Source organism: Streptomyces sp. NPDC012827, from assembly GCF_042900905.1.
Taxonomy (GTDB): Bacteria; Actinomycetota; Actinomycetes; order Streptomycetales; family Streptomycetaceae; genus Streptomyces; species Streptomyces gulbargensis.
The window spans coordinates 527,282-541,678 of record NZ_JBIBBY010000003.1; the positions used below are offsets into that span (position 1 = coordinate 527,282).

At 72.7% G+C, this 14,397-nt stretch carries 12 protein-coding genes and 1 tRNA gene; 4 read left to right on the forward strand and 9 right to left on the reverse strand.

Going from position 1 to position 14,397, the window contains the following annotated elements; translation table 11 throughout:
• Nucleotides 1–145: 145 nt before the first annotated feature.
• Nucleotides 146–1,291: a 4-hydroxyphenylpyruvate dioxygenase gene (hppD, locus tag ACFY60_RS08965; protein WP_388609076.1), complete on the reverse strand. Its 1,146-nt coding sequence runs from the start codon at nt 1,289–1,291 to the stop codon at nt 146–148.
• Between the two features lie 121 nt (nt 1,292–1,412).
• On the opposite strand from hppD, the gene ACFY60_RS08970 reads away from it, so the two are divergent.
• Nucleotides 1,413–1,889: an Lrp/AsnC family transcriptional regulator gene (locus ACFY60_RS08970; protein WP_309054423.1), complete on the forward strand. Its 477-nt coding sequence runs from the start codon at nt 1,413–1,415 to the stop codon at nt 1,887–1,889.
• 177 nt (nt 1,890–2,066) lie between these two features.
• Here ACFY60_RS08970 and ACFY60_RS08975 read toward each other — a convergent pair whose 3' ends face one another.
• Together ACFY60_RS08975 and ACFY60_RS08980 are read right to left on the reverse strand one after the other, a co-directional pair.
• Nucleotides 2,067–2,861: a S16 family serine protease gene (locus ACFY60_RS08975; RefSeq protein WP_388609079.1), complete on the reverse strand. Its 795-nt coding sequence runs from the start codon at nt 2,859–2,861 to the stop codon at nt 2,067–2,069.
• 99 nt (nt 2,862–2,960) lie between these two features.
• The gene (locus tag ACFY60_RS08980; protein ID WP_388609080.1) at nt 2,961–4,124 is read right to left on the reverse strand and encodes an alpha/beta fold hydrolase; all 1,164 of its coding nucleotides are present in this window, start codon (nt 4,122–4,124) and stop codon (nt 2,961–2,963) included.
• 88 nt (nt 4,125–4,212) lie between these two features.
• Here ACFY60_RS08980 and ACFY60_RS08985 point away from each other — a divergent pair, with 88 nt between their 5' ends.
• Entirely contained in the window at nt 4,213–5,211 is a 999-nt protein-coding gene (locus ACFY60_RS08985) for a helix-turn-helix domain-containing protein (protein WP_388609082.1), read from the forward strand.
• Between the two features lie 23 nt (nt 5,212–5,234).
• Here the strand turns inward: ACFY60_RS08985 and ACFY60_RS08990 are convergent, their stop codons facing one another.
• From ACFY60_RS08990 to ACFY60_RS09000, 3 genes are all read right to left on the reverse strand, one after another.
• Nucleotides 5,235–5,876: a helix-turn-helix domain-containing protein gene (locus tag ACFY60_RS08990; RefSeq protein WP_309052556.1), complete on the reverse strand. Its 642-nt coding sequence runs from the start codon at nt 5,874–5,876 to the stop codon at nt 5,235–5,237.
• A 545-nt stretch (nt 5,877–6,421) separates the two neighbouring features.
• The gene (locus ACFY60_RS08995; protein ID WP_388609084.1) at nt 6,422–8,212 is read right to left on the reverse strand and encodes a DEAD/DEAH box helicase; all 1,791 of its coding nucleotides are present in this window, start codon (nt 8,210–8,212) and stop codon (nt 6,422–6,424) included.
• Between the two features lie 167 nt (nt 8,213–8,379).
• Nucleotides 8,380–9,891: an MFS transporter gene (locus ACFY60_RS09000; RefSeq protein ID WP_388609085.1), complete on the reverse strand. Its 1,512-nt coding sequence runs from the start codon at nt 9,889–9,891 to the stop codon at nt 8,380–8,382.
• Nucleotides 9,892–10,164: 273 nt separating this feature from the next.
• On the opposite strand from ACFY60_RS09000, the gene ACFY60_RS09005 reads away from it, so the two are divergent.
• Both ACFY60_RS09005 and ACFY60_RS09010 read left to right on the forward strand, forming a co-directional pair.
• A tRNA-Cys gene (locus ACFY60_RS09005) sits at nt 10,165–10,236 on the forward strand.
• Nucleotides 10,237–10,310: 74 nt separating this feature from the next.
• Nucleotides 10,311–10,694 carry a hypothetical protein gene (locus tag ACFY60_RS09010; protein ID WP_388609087.1) on the forward strand — a complete coding sequence of 128 codons (384 nt, stop codon included), beginning with the start codon at nt 10,311–10,313 and terminating at the stop codon, nt 10,692–10,694.
• Nucleotides 10,695–10,714: 20 nt separating this feature from the next.
• Here ACFY60_RS09010 and ACFY60_RS09015 read toward each other — a convergent pair whose 3' ends face one another.
• From ACFY60_RS09015 to ACFY60_RS09025, 3 genes are read right to left on the reverse strand one after another with little or no spacing between them, the layout of a single operon-like run.
• Nucleotides 10,715–11,374, reverse strand: a complete 660-nt coding sequence (locus ACFY60_RS09015) for a hypothetical protein (RefSeq protein WP_388609089.1) — start codon at nt 11,372–11,374, stop codon at nt 10,715–10,717.
• Nucleotides 11,356–12,030, reverse strand: a complete 675-nt coding sequence (locus tag ACFY60_RS09020) for a hypothetical protein (protein ID WP_388609090.1) — start codon at nt 12,028–12,030, stop codon at nt 11,356–11,358. Before ACFY60_RS09020 ends, ACFY60_RS09015 begins: the two co-directional genes overlap by 19 nt.
• 30 nt (nt 12,031–12,060) lie before the next feature.
• The gene (locus ACFY60_RS09025; RefSeq protein ID WP_388609092.1) at nt 12,061–14,394 is read right to left on the reverse strand and encodes a hypothetical protein; all 2,334 of its coding nucleotides are present in this window, start codon (nt 14,392–14,394) and stop codon (nt 12,061–12,063) included.
• Nucleotides 14,395–14,397 lie beyond the last annotated feature (3 nt).

Here is a 14,397-nt window from a genome sequence, read left to right on the forward strand (position 1 = left end):
CGGGGGGGGGGGGGGGGGGGCGGCCCCGGGGGGGGGGGGGGGGGGGCCGGGGCGGGGGGGGGGGGGGGGGGGGGGGGGGGGGCCCGCCCCGGGGGGGGGGGGGGGGGGCGGCGCCCCCGCACCCCCTCCGTGCACGGCGCGGCGGTTACAGGTTGCCGCGCTTCTCCTGCTCGCGCTCGATCGCCTCGAAGAGGGCCTTGAAGTTGCCCTTGCCGAAGCCCATGGAGCCGTGGCGCTCGATCATCTCGAAGAAGACGGTCGGACGGTCCTGGACCGGCTTGGTGAAGATCTGGAGCAGGTAGCCGTCCTCGTCGCGGTCGGCGAGGATCTTCAGCTCGCGCAGCTCGTCGATCGGGACGCGGGTGTCGCCGACCCACTCGCCGAGCGTGTCGTAGTACGCGTCCGGCACGGACAGGAACTCGACGCCCGCGGCCCGCATGGCGCGCACGGTCGCGACGATGTCGTTGGTGGCGAGGGCGATGTGCTGGACACCCGGGCCGCCGTAGAACTCCAGGTACTCGTCGATCTGCGACTTCTTCTTCGCGATCGCCGGCTCGTTGATCGGGAACTTCACCTTCTTGGTGCCGTCGGCGACGACCTTGGACATCAGGGCCGAGTACTCGGTCGCGATGTCGTCGCCCACGAACTCCTTCATGTTCGTGAAGCCCATGACCTTGTTGTAGAAGGTCACCCACTCGTTCATGCGGCCGAGCTCGACGTTGCCGACGCAGTGGTCGATGGCCTGGAAGGTGCGCTTGGCCGGCGGCTCGACGATCGGCGCGGCGGGGACGTAGCCGGGGAGGTACGGGCCGGTGTAGCCGGAGCGCTCGACCAGGGTGTGCCGGGTCTTGCCGTAGGTGGCGATGGCGGCGAGGACGACGGTGCCGTGCTCGTCCTTGAGCTCGTACGGCTCCACGAGGCCGGTGGCGCCCTGGGCGACGGCGTGGGCGTACGCGGCGCGCGCGTCCGGGACCTCGATCGCCAGGTCGACGACGCCGTCGCCGTGGGCGGCGACGTGCTCGGCGAGGAAGTGGCCCCACTCGGTGGAGGGCTTGATGACGGAGGTGAACACGAAACGGGCGGAACCGTTGGTGAGGACGTAACTGGCGGTCTCGCGGCTGCCGTTCTCCGGTCCGGAGTAGGCGGTGAGCTTCATGCCGAAGGCCGTGGAGTAGTAGTGGGCGGCCTGCTTGGCGTTGCCGACGGCGAAGACGACCGCGTCCATTCCCTTGACCGGGAAGGGATCGGCCTCACGCGCGGTGCTCGGGGTGTGGTCAATGGTCTCAGTCATGGGAGCAGCGTCGCGCCGCACGGCAAGGTGCGCAATAGTCTGCTCAGGGGCTGGTCAATGTGTACAGCGGTACGTCAGCATCGGCGGGCGACTTGTACATCCTGACCACCGGGAGGCCCTCGTGGCGATCGATCATTTGGACGGCCGGCTGATCGTGCTCCTCGCGCGTGAACCGCGGATCGGCGTCCTGGAGGCCTCGCGCCGGCTCGGGGTGGCGCGGGGCACCGTGCAGGCACGGCTCGACCGGCTCCAGGCGAGCGGGGTGATCCGGGGGTTCGGGCCGCAGGTGGACCCGGCGGCGCTCGGATACCCGGTGACGGCCTTCGCGACGCTGGAGATCAAGCAGGGTCAGGGCGCGGACGTGCGGGGGCACCTGTCGACGGTGCCCGAGGTGCTGGAGCTGCACACCACGACGGGGCACGGGGACATGCTGTGCCGACTGGTCGCCCGGTCGAACGCGGACCTGCAGCGGGTGATCGACAAGGTGGTGGCGTTCGAGGGGATCGTGCGGGCCTCGACGGCGATCGTGATGGAGAACCCGGTGCCGCTGCGGATCATCCCGCTCGTGGAGCAGGCGGCGGGCGGCGAACCGGTCTGACGCTCCCGTCCGGTGGTGGGAGGCACCCTGACGGTCGACGGGCCAGGGGACGCAAAGAAGACTTCACGCTGCGGCTGCCGCCCGCGAAGCTCCGCGAACTCGCCGAGCAACTGCCCTCCCTCATCGACTCGTACCGGGACGGCGAGGAGCCCTGGTCGCGTGAACGCGACCAGGGGATCAGCAGGACGGGACCCGTGCCTCCTGGCCCTGGGCGAGGGCCCGGAGGGAGGTCACCGCGTCGTCCAGCGCCGTGACCGGGATCAGCCGCATGCCGTCCGGCAGTTCGGCCTTCGCCTCCGCGCACTCGTCCTTGGGCACGACGAAGACCGTGGCACCGTCGCGGGCCGCGGCCTGCGTCTTGAGGGAGACACCGCCGACGGCGCCGACCTTCCCGTCGGCCTCGATCGTGCCCGTGCCGGCGACGATCCGCCCGCCGGTCAGATCACCGGCCCGCCCCGCGCCGTCGAGCTTGTCGACGATGCCGAGGGAGAACAACAGCCCGGCGCTGGGCCCGCCGATGTCGGCGAGGTGCAGGGTGACCTTCACCTTCGCCGGGTCCTTCTTCAGGTAGCGGAGGGCCGCCAGGGTGGCCGCGTCCTGCGACTCCTTCATCTGGCCCAGGTTGTGCTTCTCGATCTCGGCGTCCGACTTGCCGGGCGGGTAGACCGAATGGAGCGGCATCACCGCCCGGTCCGTCCGGAACCAGGCGTCCACGACCTCCCCGAGGCCCACGTCCACGGACGGTCCGGTGGCGATGATCGTCGTCATCCGCAGCTGTCCCTCGGTCTTCCCCACCGGGGCGCCGGTGATGCTGATGACCTCCCGCCCCTTGTCCACACCGAGCACGTCGGCGGTCGAGCCGGGCTGCGCGACGGCGTACGGCAGCGGCGCGAGTCCGACGACGGCGAACAGGGCTGCGACGGGCAGGGCGCTGAGCGCCAGCGCGCGGGGACGGGAAAGACGGGAGAGCACGCCCCCAATCTACTGGGGCGGCCTCCGCCGCGGGCCCGAGGGCGGCGGCCCGGGCGCGCTGCCCCGCCGGGGAGCGCGCCCGGGGCGGACCGCGGCCGCTCAGCCGCCCGCGCGCACGGGCAGGTGGCCGGTGAAGAAGGAGCGCAGGAGTGTGCGCACGGCGGGGACGGACACCCGGGGGGCGACCGTGCCGACCAGCTCCGCCCGCTGCGCCGCCGTCATGAGGCCGGCCGCCTGGAGCTGCGGGACGAGGGAGGCGTAGTCGCTGAAGACCCAGTGGTCGCAGCCGGCCAGCTGCCGCCGGGTGACCGGCCCGCCGTGGGAGAGCAGCGCCGCCCAGGAGCGGTCGAGCCGCTCGTCCCGGAAGCCGTCGGTGCCGGCGAGGAGCAGGGGCCGGTCGGCGCCGTACCGGGCGACCGGGAGGAGTTCGCCGTCCGGTCGGTCCAGGTACCCCTCCAGGTTGGCGGCGGCGACGATCCGCCGGTCCTCGTGCACGGCCTGCGCGACGGCGGCGCCGCCCGCCGAGTGCCCGTACAGGCCGGCCCGGTCGAGGCCGAGGGCGTCGAGGACGAACCGGAGGTCGGCGACCCTCGTGTCGATCATGGTCCGGAAGGCGGTGGCGTCCATGTCGGGGCGCAGCACCGTCGTCCGGATCCGTTCGCGGCCCGGCCGCTCGTCCGGGAACTCGACCTCGCTCGCGTCACCGGGGTGGTCGACGGTGACGACGGTCCAGCCGTGCGAGGCGAGGTCGACGGCCAGGGAGCTGCCCATGGCGCGCGAGTCACCGCCCCCGGGGCTGTACAGCAGCACCGGCCGCCGGCCGGGCAGCGGCGGCGCGCCGGCCCGGGCGTGGGTGAGGGTGGCGGCCCAGTCGACCCCGGTGCCCGGCAGCGGCGGCCGCACCAGCGGGGCGAGGAAGGAGAAGGTCGCGGCCGCGTCCGGGGTGAGCTGCGGGACGCGGGGGAAGCCACGGCCGGGGGCGGCGGGCCGCAGGACGGTGATCATGAGCTCCCGGACGCCGATCTCCGGCGCCCAGGGGTCGTTGCGGGTCGGGTCGACCAGGCGGCGGACGGTGGCACCGACGGCGTACGGGCCGGTGGGCGCGGGCAGCCGGAGGACCTGACCGGCCGAGCCGGTGGGGGACGGAGCCGGGCCGGTGGCGGAAGCGGCCGTCCCGGTGGCGGAGGCGAGGGTGAGAGCGGCGGCCCCGGCGAGGGCGCCCTTGACGACGGAACGGCGTCCGGGTGTGCGTGTGTCGGTCATGCCCGGCATCCTGGGGGCGGGCCGGGCCCCGGTGCGAAGCTTCCGGCCCTGCCCGAAAGGCTGGTGGCGGACGGGGGATGCTGCGGGGATGCGGCTGCACTTCACGACGGACGACTACGCCCGGGTACGTTTCGCGTCCCGTCCCTCCCCCGTGCCCGAGCTGCACGCGGCCCTGATGATGCTGGGCACGCCGCACGAGAGCGCGTTGTTCGGACGGTGGCGCGGGAGGATGCTGCGGGCCCTGCCGGGGACGGCCGCGCCGCTCGCGGAGCTGGCGCCGGCCGGGCGCGCCCCCGTCTTCCTCGACGTCCTCGGCGAGACCCGGCGGGAGGGCTTCGAGCAGATGCGTTCGGCGCCCCCGGAGCTCGCACGGACGGAGCTGGCCCGGGTGTACGCGGGGCAGGGCGCCCCGCCGCGCTGGCTGCGGGGCCTGTACGAGGGCGAGGCGGAGGCGTGGCGGACCGTGGACCGGGCGCAGCGAGCGGCGTACGAGACGGTCCTCGCCCCGGTGTGGCCGCTCGTCCAGGACCTGCACCGGGCGGAGTTCGCCCGGCACGCGTTCGCCGTGGCGGAGCGGGGGCTCGGGGCGGCGCTTTCCGCCCTGGTGCCGGGTTCGCGCCTGCGGGACGGGGTGTGGGAGGCGGCCGGGCGGGGCGGTGGGGGCCGGGACGTCCGGCTCGGCGGGCGGGGGCTGGTGCTGCTGCCGACCTTCCACTGGCGGGGCGGCCCGCTCGTGCAGGACCTGCCGGGCCGGCCGGTGGTCCTCGCCTACCCGGCGGGCCCGGGCCTGCCCCTCGTACCCCTGGAGGCCGCCGCGTCCGGCGAGGGTCTGGCGGGCGTGCTGGGCCGTACCCGGGCGGAGGTGCTGCTCGCCCTGGCGGAGCCCCGGACGACCACGGAGCTGGCGCGCCGTACCGGTGTCAGCGACGCGACCGCCTCGGCCCACGCCGCGGCGCTGCGGGCGGCGGGGCTGATCACGACGGTGCGGACGGGCCGTTCGGTCCACCACGCGCGCACCGGCCTGGGTTCCCTCCTGACCGGCCCGGCCGGGGGCCGTCCGCCCGGGGCGGGACACGGAACGGACTGACCGCGAAGACGGCCGGGGCCGTCCTACCGCAGGGCGTCGGCGACCTCGCGGGCCGCGTCGACCACCCGGGGCCCCACCCGCTCCGGGACGGCGTCGGTGAGCATGACGACACCGACACTGCCCTCGATGCCGGTGACGCCGATGAGAGGGGCGGCGGCGCCGCTGGCGCCGGCTTCCAGTTCGCCGTGGGTGAGGGTGTAGGTGGGCTCGGTCAGTCCGCCCTGGCGGGCGGCGAGGATCGCGCGCCCGGCGGCCCCCCGGTCGAGCGGGTGGCGGAAGCCGGCCCGGTAGGCGACGTGGTAGTCGGTCCAGGTGGGTTCGACCACGGCGACGGCGAGCGCCTCGGAGCCGTCGACGAGCGTGAGGTGGGCCGTGGCGCCTATGTCCTCGGCGAGCGAGCGGAGCGCGGGCAGCGCGGCCTCGCGCACCAGCGGGTGGACCTGGCGGCCGAGCCGGAGCACGCCGAGGCCGACGCGGGCGCGTCCGCCGAGGTCGCGTCGGACCAGGGCGTGCTGTTCGAGCGTGGCGAGCAGTCGGTAGACGACGGTCCGGTTGACGCCGAGCCGGTTGGACAGCTCGGTGACCGTCAGGCCGTGGTCGGTGTCGGCGAGCAGTTTGAGGACTCTGAGTCCCCGGTCGAGCGTCTGGGAGGTCTCCGCGGTCACGACGCCCTCTCCTTCGGAGTGAGTGGCGGCGGACTCCCACGGGGTTGCGACGCCGGTCCCGTCGGCGACGCACGTCAGAGGCCGCCGGCAGGAAGGGGTACACCGGCTGCGCTCCGCGGCGGCGCTGCCACGGGGCGATAGCTTTGAGCCGGGACAGTAGCGACCCGCTCCGCTCAGCGGAAGACCTCGTCCAGAATCCGGGCGCGGGCGGGCGGAAGGATGCCGGTTCGGGAGCAAAGTCCCGTGGACAGGGGACTTCGGCGGACAAGACGCGCTATGTCGGCGCCCGCGGCCGGGCCCCGGCAGCGGTCCGCCCCGCGCGCCGGCCACCCGTCCGCCGCCCGCCCGCGCAGCCGATCACGGCCGGATCCGGTGCCTGGGCGACGTGAGCCGGGCGGGATGTCGTGCGCGGACATGCGTGAGGCCCGTACCGCACGGCCCGGGCATGCGTGAGGCCCGTACGCACGCCGTCGTACGGGCCTCGTTCCCCCGGCCGCCTCCTTCCCCCGGCCGCCGTTCTCACCGGCCGGGCAGCGGGAGGGAGATCACCGCATGCGGGTGGCCCACTCCTGGACCTTCTTGATCCGCTCGCGGATCTGCCCGGCCGTCGCCTCCGCGCTCGGCGGGCCGCCGCAGACCCGCCGGAGCTCGGTGTGGATGACGCCGTGCGGCTTGCCGCTCTGGTGAACGTACGCGCCGACCATCGTGTTGAGCTGCTTCCTCAGTTCCAGGAGCTCCTTGTGGGAAACGACGGGCCGCCGCTCCGCCGGAAGCTCCAGGAGGTCGGCCTCGCTGTCCGGCTTCCTGCGGCTGTGCGCGATCTGCCGGGCCTGCCGCTTCTGCAGGAGCAGCTGCACCTGGTCGGGTTCGAGGAGCCCGGGAATGCCCAGGTAGTCCTGCTCCTCCTCGCTGCCGGGGTGGGCCTGCATGCCGAACTCGGCGCTGTTGTACAGCACGCGGTCGAAGACGGCGTCGGACTCCAGCGCCTCGAACGGCAGCATGTCCTGCTCGCCGGTGTCCTCGTCCTGCTGGCGCTCGGCCTCCGCCATCTCCTTCTCGGACTCGGCGTACGGGTCCTCCTCCCCCTCCTTCTTCGGCTTGTCGAGGACGTGGTCGCGCTCGACCTCCATCTCGTTGGCGAAACCGAGGAGGCTGGGGATGGTGGGAAGGAACACCGAGGCGGTCTCGCCGCGTCTGCGGGAACGTACGAAACGGCCGACGGCCTGGGCGAAGAACAGCGGGGTCGAGATCGTCGTGGCGTACACGCCGACCGCGAGGCGGGGCACGTCGACGCCCTCGGACACCATGCGGACCGCGACCATCCACCGGTCGTTGTTCTCGCTGAACTCGTCGATGCGGCTGGAGGCTCCGGCGTCGTCGGAGAGGACGACGGTGGCCTTGGTGCCGGTGATCTCGCGGATCAGCTTGGCGTAGGCGCGGGCCGAGTCCTGGTCGGAGGCGATGACGAGACCGCCGGCGTCCGGGATGGACTTGCGGACCTCGGTGAGCCGCTGGTCGGCGGCGCGCAGCACGTTCGGCATCCAGTCGCCGCGCGGGTCGAGCGCGGTGCGCCAGGCCTGCGAGACGGCGTCCTTGGTCATCGGCTCGCCGAGGCGGGCGGCGATCTCGTCGCCGGCCTTGGTGCGCCAGCGCATGTTGCCGCTGTAGGAGAGGAAGATGACCGGCCGGACGACGCCGTCGCCGAGGGCGTTGCCGTACCCGTAGGTGTAGTCGGCGGACGACCTGCGGATGCCGTCGTTCCCCTCCTCGTACGTGACGAACGGGATGGGGTTCGTGTCGGAACGGAACGGGGTGCCGGTGAGGGCGAGGCGCCGCGTGGCCGGCTCGAAGGCCTCCAGGCAGGCCTCGCCCCAGGACTTGGAGTCTCCGGCGTGGTGGATCTCGTCCAGGATGACGAGGGTCTTGCGCTGTTCGCAGCGGTTGCGGTGGAGCATGGGCCGCACGCCGACACCGGCGTAGGTGAGGGCGACGCCGTCGTACTCCTTGCTGAGCGGCCCGGCGCTGTACTCCGGGTCCAGCTTGATCCCTATCCGCGCGGCCGCCGCGGCCCACTGCTTCTTCAGGTGCTCGGTGGGTGCGACGACGGTGACCTGCTGCACGACGTGGTGGTGGAGCAGCCAGGACGCGAGGGTCAGCGCGAAGGTGGTCTTGCCGGCGCCGGGCGTGGCGACCGCGAGGAAGTCACGAGGCTGCTCCTGGATGTACTTCTCCATGGCCCCCTGCTGCCAGGCGCGCAGCTTGTTGGCGGTGCCCCAGGGGGCGCGGCCGGGGAAGGCGGGAGAGAGGTGGTGTGAGGAGGTGGCGGTGGTAGTCACGATCTCCGGTTCGACGCTCGTCCAGATATGACAACCGGGCCACCTTACCGGCGGCCCGGCCCGAACCTCGTACGAAACAGGGCGGTGCCGCGGCGGTTGCGATCCACCTCACGTCGGGCGCCGAACGCGGCCGGGGCGGGTGCGCGCCGTGCTCGCCCGGCCCGTCCTCAGCGACCGCTACGACCCTGACCGGGGATTTCCGCGGCCTGCCAAGAGGGCTGGAGACGGGTCGCCACCCAGGCGCCCACCGCCGCCACCCCCGCCATGGGCAGGAAGACGGCGGCGAAGGCGGCCGGGTGGGAGCTGGTGGCCGCCGACGCGTGGGTGACGGCCGCGTGGCCCACGGCGCCGCCGCCGAGGGCGGCGAAGGCGGCGCCGCCGGCCGACAGCAGCAGCACGTTGGAGAGGCCGTCGGAGATCTGGAGGGCGGCGGAGTTGGCACCGGCCTCGTGCGGGGCCGACAGCTTCATCAGCAGCACGCTCGTGGAGGAGATCACCGCCCCCATGCCCAGGCAGCCCAGGCCCCAGGCCACCGCGACCACCCATACCGGCACGGCGTGGACGAGGACCGCCGGGGCGGTGCCGATCGCCGCCGCGACGAGGACCATGCCGACGACCACGAGCCGCTCGGTGTACGGCTCGGTCCACGGCCGCGACTGGATCCAGGAACCGAGCGCCCAGGTGAGGCCGCCGGCGGCGAGGGAGAGCCCGGCCAGGGTGGGGCTGAGGCCGCGCTGGGTGACCAGCATCAGCGGTACGAAGGACTCGGCGGCGATGAACGACCCGGCGGCGATGCCGCGCAGCAGGACGACGGAAGGCAGCCCGCGCGCGGCCCGGACGGTGCCGCGCGGCAGGAGACCACGGACGGCGGGCACCAGGAGCGCGGCGCCGACGGCGGCGGGCAGCAGGGAGAACCAGCGCAGTTCCTGCCCGGCGTACTGGAGGAGCCCCGCGCCCGCCGAGATGCCGAGCGCCAGCCGGATCCGCCGCCGGTCCCACGGCTCGGCCGGCGCGGAGGGGTCGGCGGGGCCGGAGGCGGTACGGCGGATCGCGGGGAGGGCGAGGGCGAGCGGGAAGACGACGAGGACGGGAATGCCGACGAAGACCCAGCGCCAGCCCAGGTGCTCGGTGATCGTGCCGGAGGCGAGCGGGCCGACGACCGAGGGCACGACCCAGCTGGCGGCGAAGGCGGCCATGATCGCGGGCCTCAGGTGTTCGGCGTAGGCCCGGCTGACGATGACGTACAGCGCGACGATCACCAGCCCGCCGCCGAGTCCCTGCACGGCCCGGCCGAGGACGAAGACCCACATCGCGCCGGCGGTCCCCGACAGGAGCAGGCCCGCGGCGAAGGCGCTGATGCCGGCGGCGAGCGGGGCGAGCGGCCCGTTGCGGTCGGACCACTGTCCGGCGAGGACCATGCCGAAGAGGCTGGTGGTGAAGTACGCGGAGAAGGCGAAGGCGTAGAGCGGGATGCCGTGCAGTTCGCGGGCGGCGACGGGCATCGCGGTGCCGACGGCGGTGGCCTCGAACGCGATGAGGAGGACGACGGAGACGATGCCGATGCTGAGCGCCCGGTGTGCGGAGTCGAGCACGGAGCCCCGCGGGGGCTCGACCGGCGTTTTCGGGGGGACGGTGTCGTCGGCGCCGGTCGCGGCGTCGTGGGGTTCGAGGGCGCTCATCCCCCCAGAGTAAGAGGTGAAGCCGCCCGTGACCCCTGTCAGGAGTCCCGGTTCTCCTCGGTCCTGCGACGTACGACCCCGGCGCCGGTCACCTTCCGGCCGGCCGCGCCCGTGCGGCCCTCCCGCGCCCTCGCGCGTCCTGACGGCGCCTCGCGGACGCTTCCGAGGTCTTCTGTGAACGGCGTGTGGCAGCGGTACGGCAGTCGCGTTGCACGCCGGCCGCACCCCTTGAGGCCCTTCCTGGCGCGGCCCTACGGTCGTACCAGCACGCACGACCGTGTGCCCGAGTGGTTGAGGGGCTCGCCTGCAAAGCGAGTGACGCCGGTTCGATTCCGGTCACGGTCTCCGACGGATCCTGGTCACCGCCAGGTTCCCCGCGGATCTTCACAGGCGCCCGGCGGCTGTGCCACAGTCCGCGCATGAGCGATCAAGGAAGACGCAAGGTGGGCGTCGTCGCCGGCACGGCCCTCGCCGGGGCGCTGCTGCCGGGCATCACCCTCGGCACGGGGACGGCGGACGCCGTCCTCGCGGTCCTCGTGGCCTCCGTGGTCCTGGCGGTGCTCACCCAACTGATCTTCATCGGCCCCTCGGGCCGCGTGCCCCTCCCGGCCCTCGCCGCCTTCGGCCTGGCCGGCTTCGTCCAGGACGCCCTGATCTGGTGGCTGCTGTCCTGGCTGGGCCCGAAGTTCTCCACCCTCCACATCGAGGGCTTCGCGACGATCCTCCTCGCGGCCCTCTGCACCCGGGGGGCGGTCCTCCTGATCTCCCAGCTCCCCTCACCACCCCGCCCGGCCGAGGACTGAGAGCCGCCCCACCACGCGCGTCACGGCAGCAGGTCGTCGGGCACCTTCACCTGCTCCCGGCAGCCGAGGAGCTCCCGCGCACTGCGCGCCAGAGCGGCGAGAAGCCGCTCCTCCGGCACCTCCGCCGCCTCCCCGGAAGCCTTGTGGAGCACGGCGACCTCCAGGGGCAGCTCCGCGCCCTGCCCGGGAGCCGTGCCCGGCACGGTGCACGGCATGACGAGCGGCGTTCCCCAGACATCGGGCCGGGACGCGACGTACACCCCGTCCGCGACGGTACGCCAGCGGAACCGGCCCTTCCCCGAGCTCACGTGATCGATGTCGTACATCGACCACCCGACGGTCGCGGTGATCACCCGCCCGTCGCCGCCGCCCTCGATCTCGCAGGGATGCTGGACCTGCCGCCGCAGATCGTCCGCCCCGGCCCGCCACTCCCGCGCCTCCGCGACCAGCCGGCCCTCCACCTCCCCCGGCGCCCGCCCGTGCGGCCTGAACCCCTCACCGAGCGCGTCCCGCAGAGCACCGACACTCTCCGCGCCGAAGACCTCCTGGCAGGCCCGCAGGGCGGCGGGATCGGGCGCGGGCGCCCGCTCCCGCGCGCCCGAGCAGGCGGTAGCGGCGAGCAGCAGACCGGCGACCCCCGCCACCGCCCGGCCCGCGACGGCTACCGCTCGCCGCGCCACTTCTTCTCCGTGAGCACCGGCCGCTCGGGCAGCCCCGCGTTGTTCTCGCAGCCCAGCTCCTTCACGACCGCCAGCGTGACGGAGTGGAGGACGGTGAGGTACGCCTCGCGGGTGGCCGGGGTGTTCGGAGGGAGTTCTTCCGAGGGGGCCTTGCTGAACCGGAGGAAGCCCTCGATGGGAGCGGGCTTCCGCTCGGACCCCTTCAGCTCCGGGCTCGAGCACTGGACGAAGAGGCTCGCCGACCTGTCGTCCACGACGGCCTCCCGGCCCATCGCGTAGAGGTGTCGGCCGGGGGCCTTCGCGCCCTTTCCTGTGTCGTACAGGTCGTCCTCGCCGTACAGGTGGAAATCAACCGTGAGCAGAGGTCTGTCGCTCTGGTGCCTGACCTCGCACATGGCCGGGTGCTGCCCGTGGAGGTCGCCCTTCGCATGGTCTTCGGCCAGGTCCTGCGCGGTCCTCCGGAGACCGCTCCCCTCGGCTGCCTGGAAAGTCTTCGCCCCCATCACCCGTTCCAGCGCCTCAGCCGCCCCGGGCGAGAGCGTGCCGTCGCACTGCTGGGCGGCGCCGACCTCCGTCGCCCCCTCGCCGCCGCCGCAGGCGGTGAGGAGGAGACCGAGGGCAAGCACGGTCGAGACGGCCACGGACGCTCTGCTCATCGGGATTCCTCGGGGGTCGGAAGCGGACGGTCAGCCGGTCTCCGGGTCGTTGCCCGTCTGGTTCGCGTGGTCGTTGCCCTTCGCGTAACCGCCGTCGACCGATTCGATCATGTCCTGCCTGAAGTCGCTGCTCACCTTGTCGCTGTGCTGGGCGAGGAAGCGTTCCATGGGGGACTCGGCGCTGTACCGGCCGGCCGTGTACAGCGCCTTCTGGTCCTCGTGGATCTCGTCCTCGGTCTTGTCCTTGTGGTCCTCGACGGACTTGTCCGACCAGTCGCCGATGACCTGCCCGGCGAGCTGCTCCATGACTCCCGAGCCGGTGTCGACGGCGAGCGGTACGAGGACGGCCGCCGTACCGACCGCGGCGGTGGCGGGCAGGAAGGCGACACCCGCCGCGATGCCGACCGTGGCTCCGAGCTCCACCCAGCCGGCCTTCGCCGCCTGGGCCTTCTCGTACTCCTCGTGCTTCTTCATGCCCTCGGCCTCGACCTGGTTGGCCCGGGACTCGTCGAGCACGCCCTGGAGGGTGGCGCCGGTGTACACGGTCGCGCGGGCCGCGCCCTCGTCGATCTTCCCGCCGGGGCCGACCTGTGCCTCCAGGACACTGGTGGTGTAGAGGCGCTCGGCCGTCGACACCGTGGCGTACGCGTCCGGGTGCTGGCCCAGCGTGCTGAGGAAGTCGATCGCGGCCTCGCGGCCGAACTGCGGGTGGGCGCCGGGCATCTTCGAAGGGGCGAAGGGACTTTCCGAGTCGTTCTTCGCCAGCGCCCAGTTGAGGTCGTCGATGTATCCGGCACCCATGTTGCCGAGGCTGTCGGCCATGGTGGACTGGTACTTCTTCAGCAGCTCGGGGTCGCTCCCGTACTTCTCGACGACCTGCGTCATGATCCCGGCGGAGGTCTCGTCCCGCTTGAGCTCCGGCGTCGGGTCGTCCCAGGCGTGGCCGAGCGTCGCCGCCTCCAGCGCGTGGCCGAACGCGTCGGGCATGTAGTCGGCCGACTTCTTGGCGTCGTCGGGGTGGTGGCCGTCGATGTCGGGGAAGAAGTTGTACTTGTCGTTCGCGAAGTAGTCCAGGTAGCCCTTCTGGTCCCCGTCCTTCTTCGGGTCCAGGTCCACCGTCCCGCCGACGCTGCCGTCCTTGTTGTACGCGGTCGGCTCCTTGGAGAAGTACTCCTTCGCCGCCTCCGGGCTGTGGCCCAGCGCCTCCAGCATGGAGATCATCGGGTCGTAACCCGCACCGTTGACACCCGACGGGTTGTACTGGTTCTTGAGCCCGCCGGCGATCATCGACTTGCTGTTGGCGAAGAGGTACGGGTCCTTCGCGTGCAGCTGCGTGACGTGTTCGGCGATCGGGACCAGGAACTTCGGGTCGTAGTTGCCGTAGCGCATGATGCCGCCGAGCAGCTGGTAGCCGAAGGCGGGGTTGTTGTCGTACTTCACCAGCGGGATGCGCTCGGTGCCGAGCTTGCGCATGTCCGAGGACCACTTGTCGGTCCAGGCGTCGCCGCCCTGCGTGGCGGTCGCCAGGTTCATGCCCAGGTTCTTCTGGAGCTGCTGGACGTCGGCGAGGCGTTCCTTGTCGACCTTCGTGTAGTCGTACGTGTCCGTGGACAGCTGCCCGAAGAACTCCAGGGCGCCCTTCGGGCCGAGGCCGTCGTAGAAACTCCGCGAGAACGCCTTCGAGTTGGCGTTGTCCTTCAGCAGCTCGTTGAGGCGCATCAGCTCCTCGTGGGAGATGTCCCGGCCCTTCTTCGCCAGGTCGACGGCGCGCTGCGCCTCCTCGGCGTCCAGGCTGCCGTACTTCGGGGCGCTGAAGTTGTGCTGGTCGCCGGTGATGTTGGCCTTGAGGGCGTTCGAGCAGGCCACGTCGGCCTCGGTGCAGACCTCCAGGATGGCCTTGATCCGGTCCTCCATCGCCTGGATGTCGGCACGCTCCTTGCGCACCAGATCCTGGAAGTCGGGGTCGTGCCGGGCCGCCGGGTCCTTGATCTCGGAGAGCGGTTCGCGGGCGACGACCGTGCCGTCCGACTTGACGTGGAAGCCCCGGCCGGGAGCCTCCGTCTCGGCGATCTTCTTCAGGTCGTCCTTGGCCTTCTTGAAGGCCTGGTAGCCGTCCTCCAGGATCTTGTGGATCCCGTCGGCCGCCTTCGCCGCGTCCTCGAACTCCTTCGCCGTCTTGTCCACGAACGGCTTGGTGACCTCGGCGTTCACACCCCGCCAGTAGTCGTCCTTGGCCTTCGCCGCCATGGTCGTCCGGGCGTCGTCGGCGAGCTTGTCCAGCTTGCCCTTCATCTCGGACCAGTCGTCGGCGGCCGTCTTCAGCTTGTCGAGCTGGGCCTGCATGACGTTCTCGTAGGTCAACACCGT

Coding starts and splice junctions, on each gene's coding strand:
- ACFY60_RS09000 (WP_388609085.1), bottom strand. CDS start 9,891: ATGAGCGCCCTCGAACCCCACGACGCCGCGACCGGCGCCGACGACACC.
- ACFY60_RS08985 (WP_388609082.1), top strand. CDS start 4,213: ATGCGGCTGCACTTCACGACGGACGACTACGCCCGGGTACGTTTCGCG.
- ACFY60_RS09020 (WP_388609090.1), bottom strand. CDS start 12,030: ATGAGCAGAGCGTCCGTGGCCGTCTCGACCGTGCTTGCCCTCGGTCTC.
- ACFY60_RS09010 (WP_388609087.1), top strand. CDS start 10,311: ATGAGCGATCAAGGAAGACGCAAGGTGGGCGTCGTCGCCGGCACGGCC.
- ACFY60_RS08980 (WP_388609080.1), bottom strand. CDS start 4,124: ATGACCGACACACGCACACCCGGACGCCGTTCCGTCGTCAAGGGCGCC.
- hppD (WP_388609076.1), bottom strand. CDS start 1,291: ATGACTGAGACCATTGACCACACCCCGAGCACCGCGCGTGAGGCCGAT.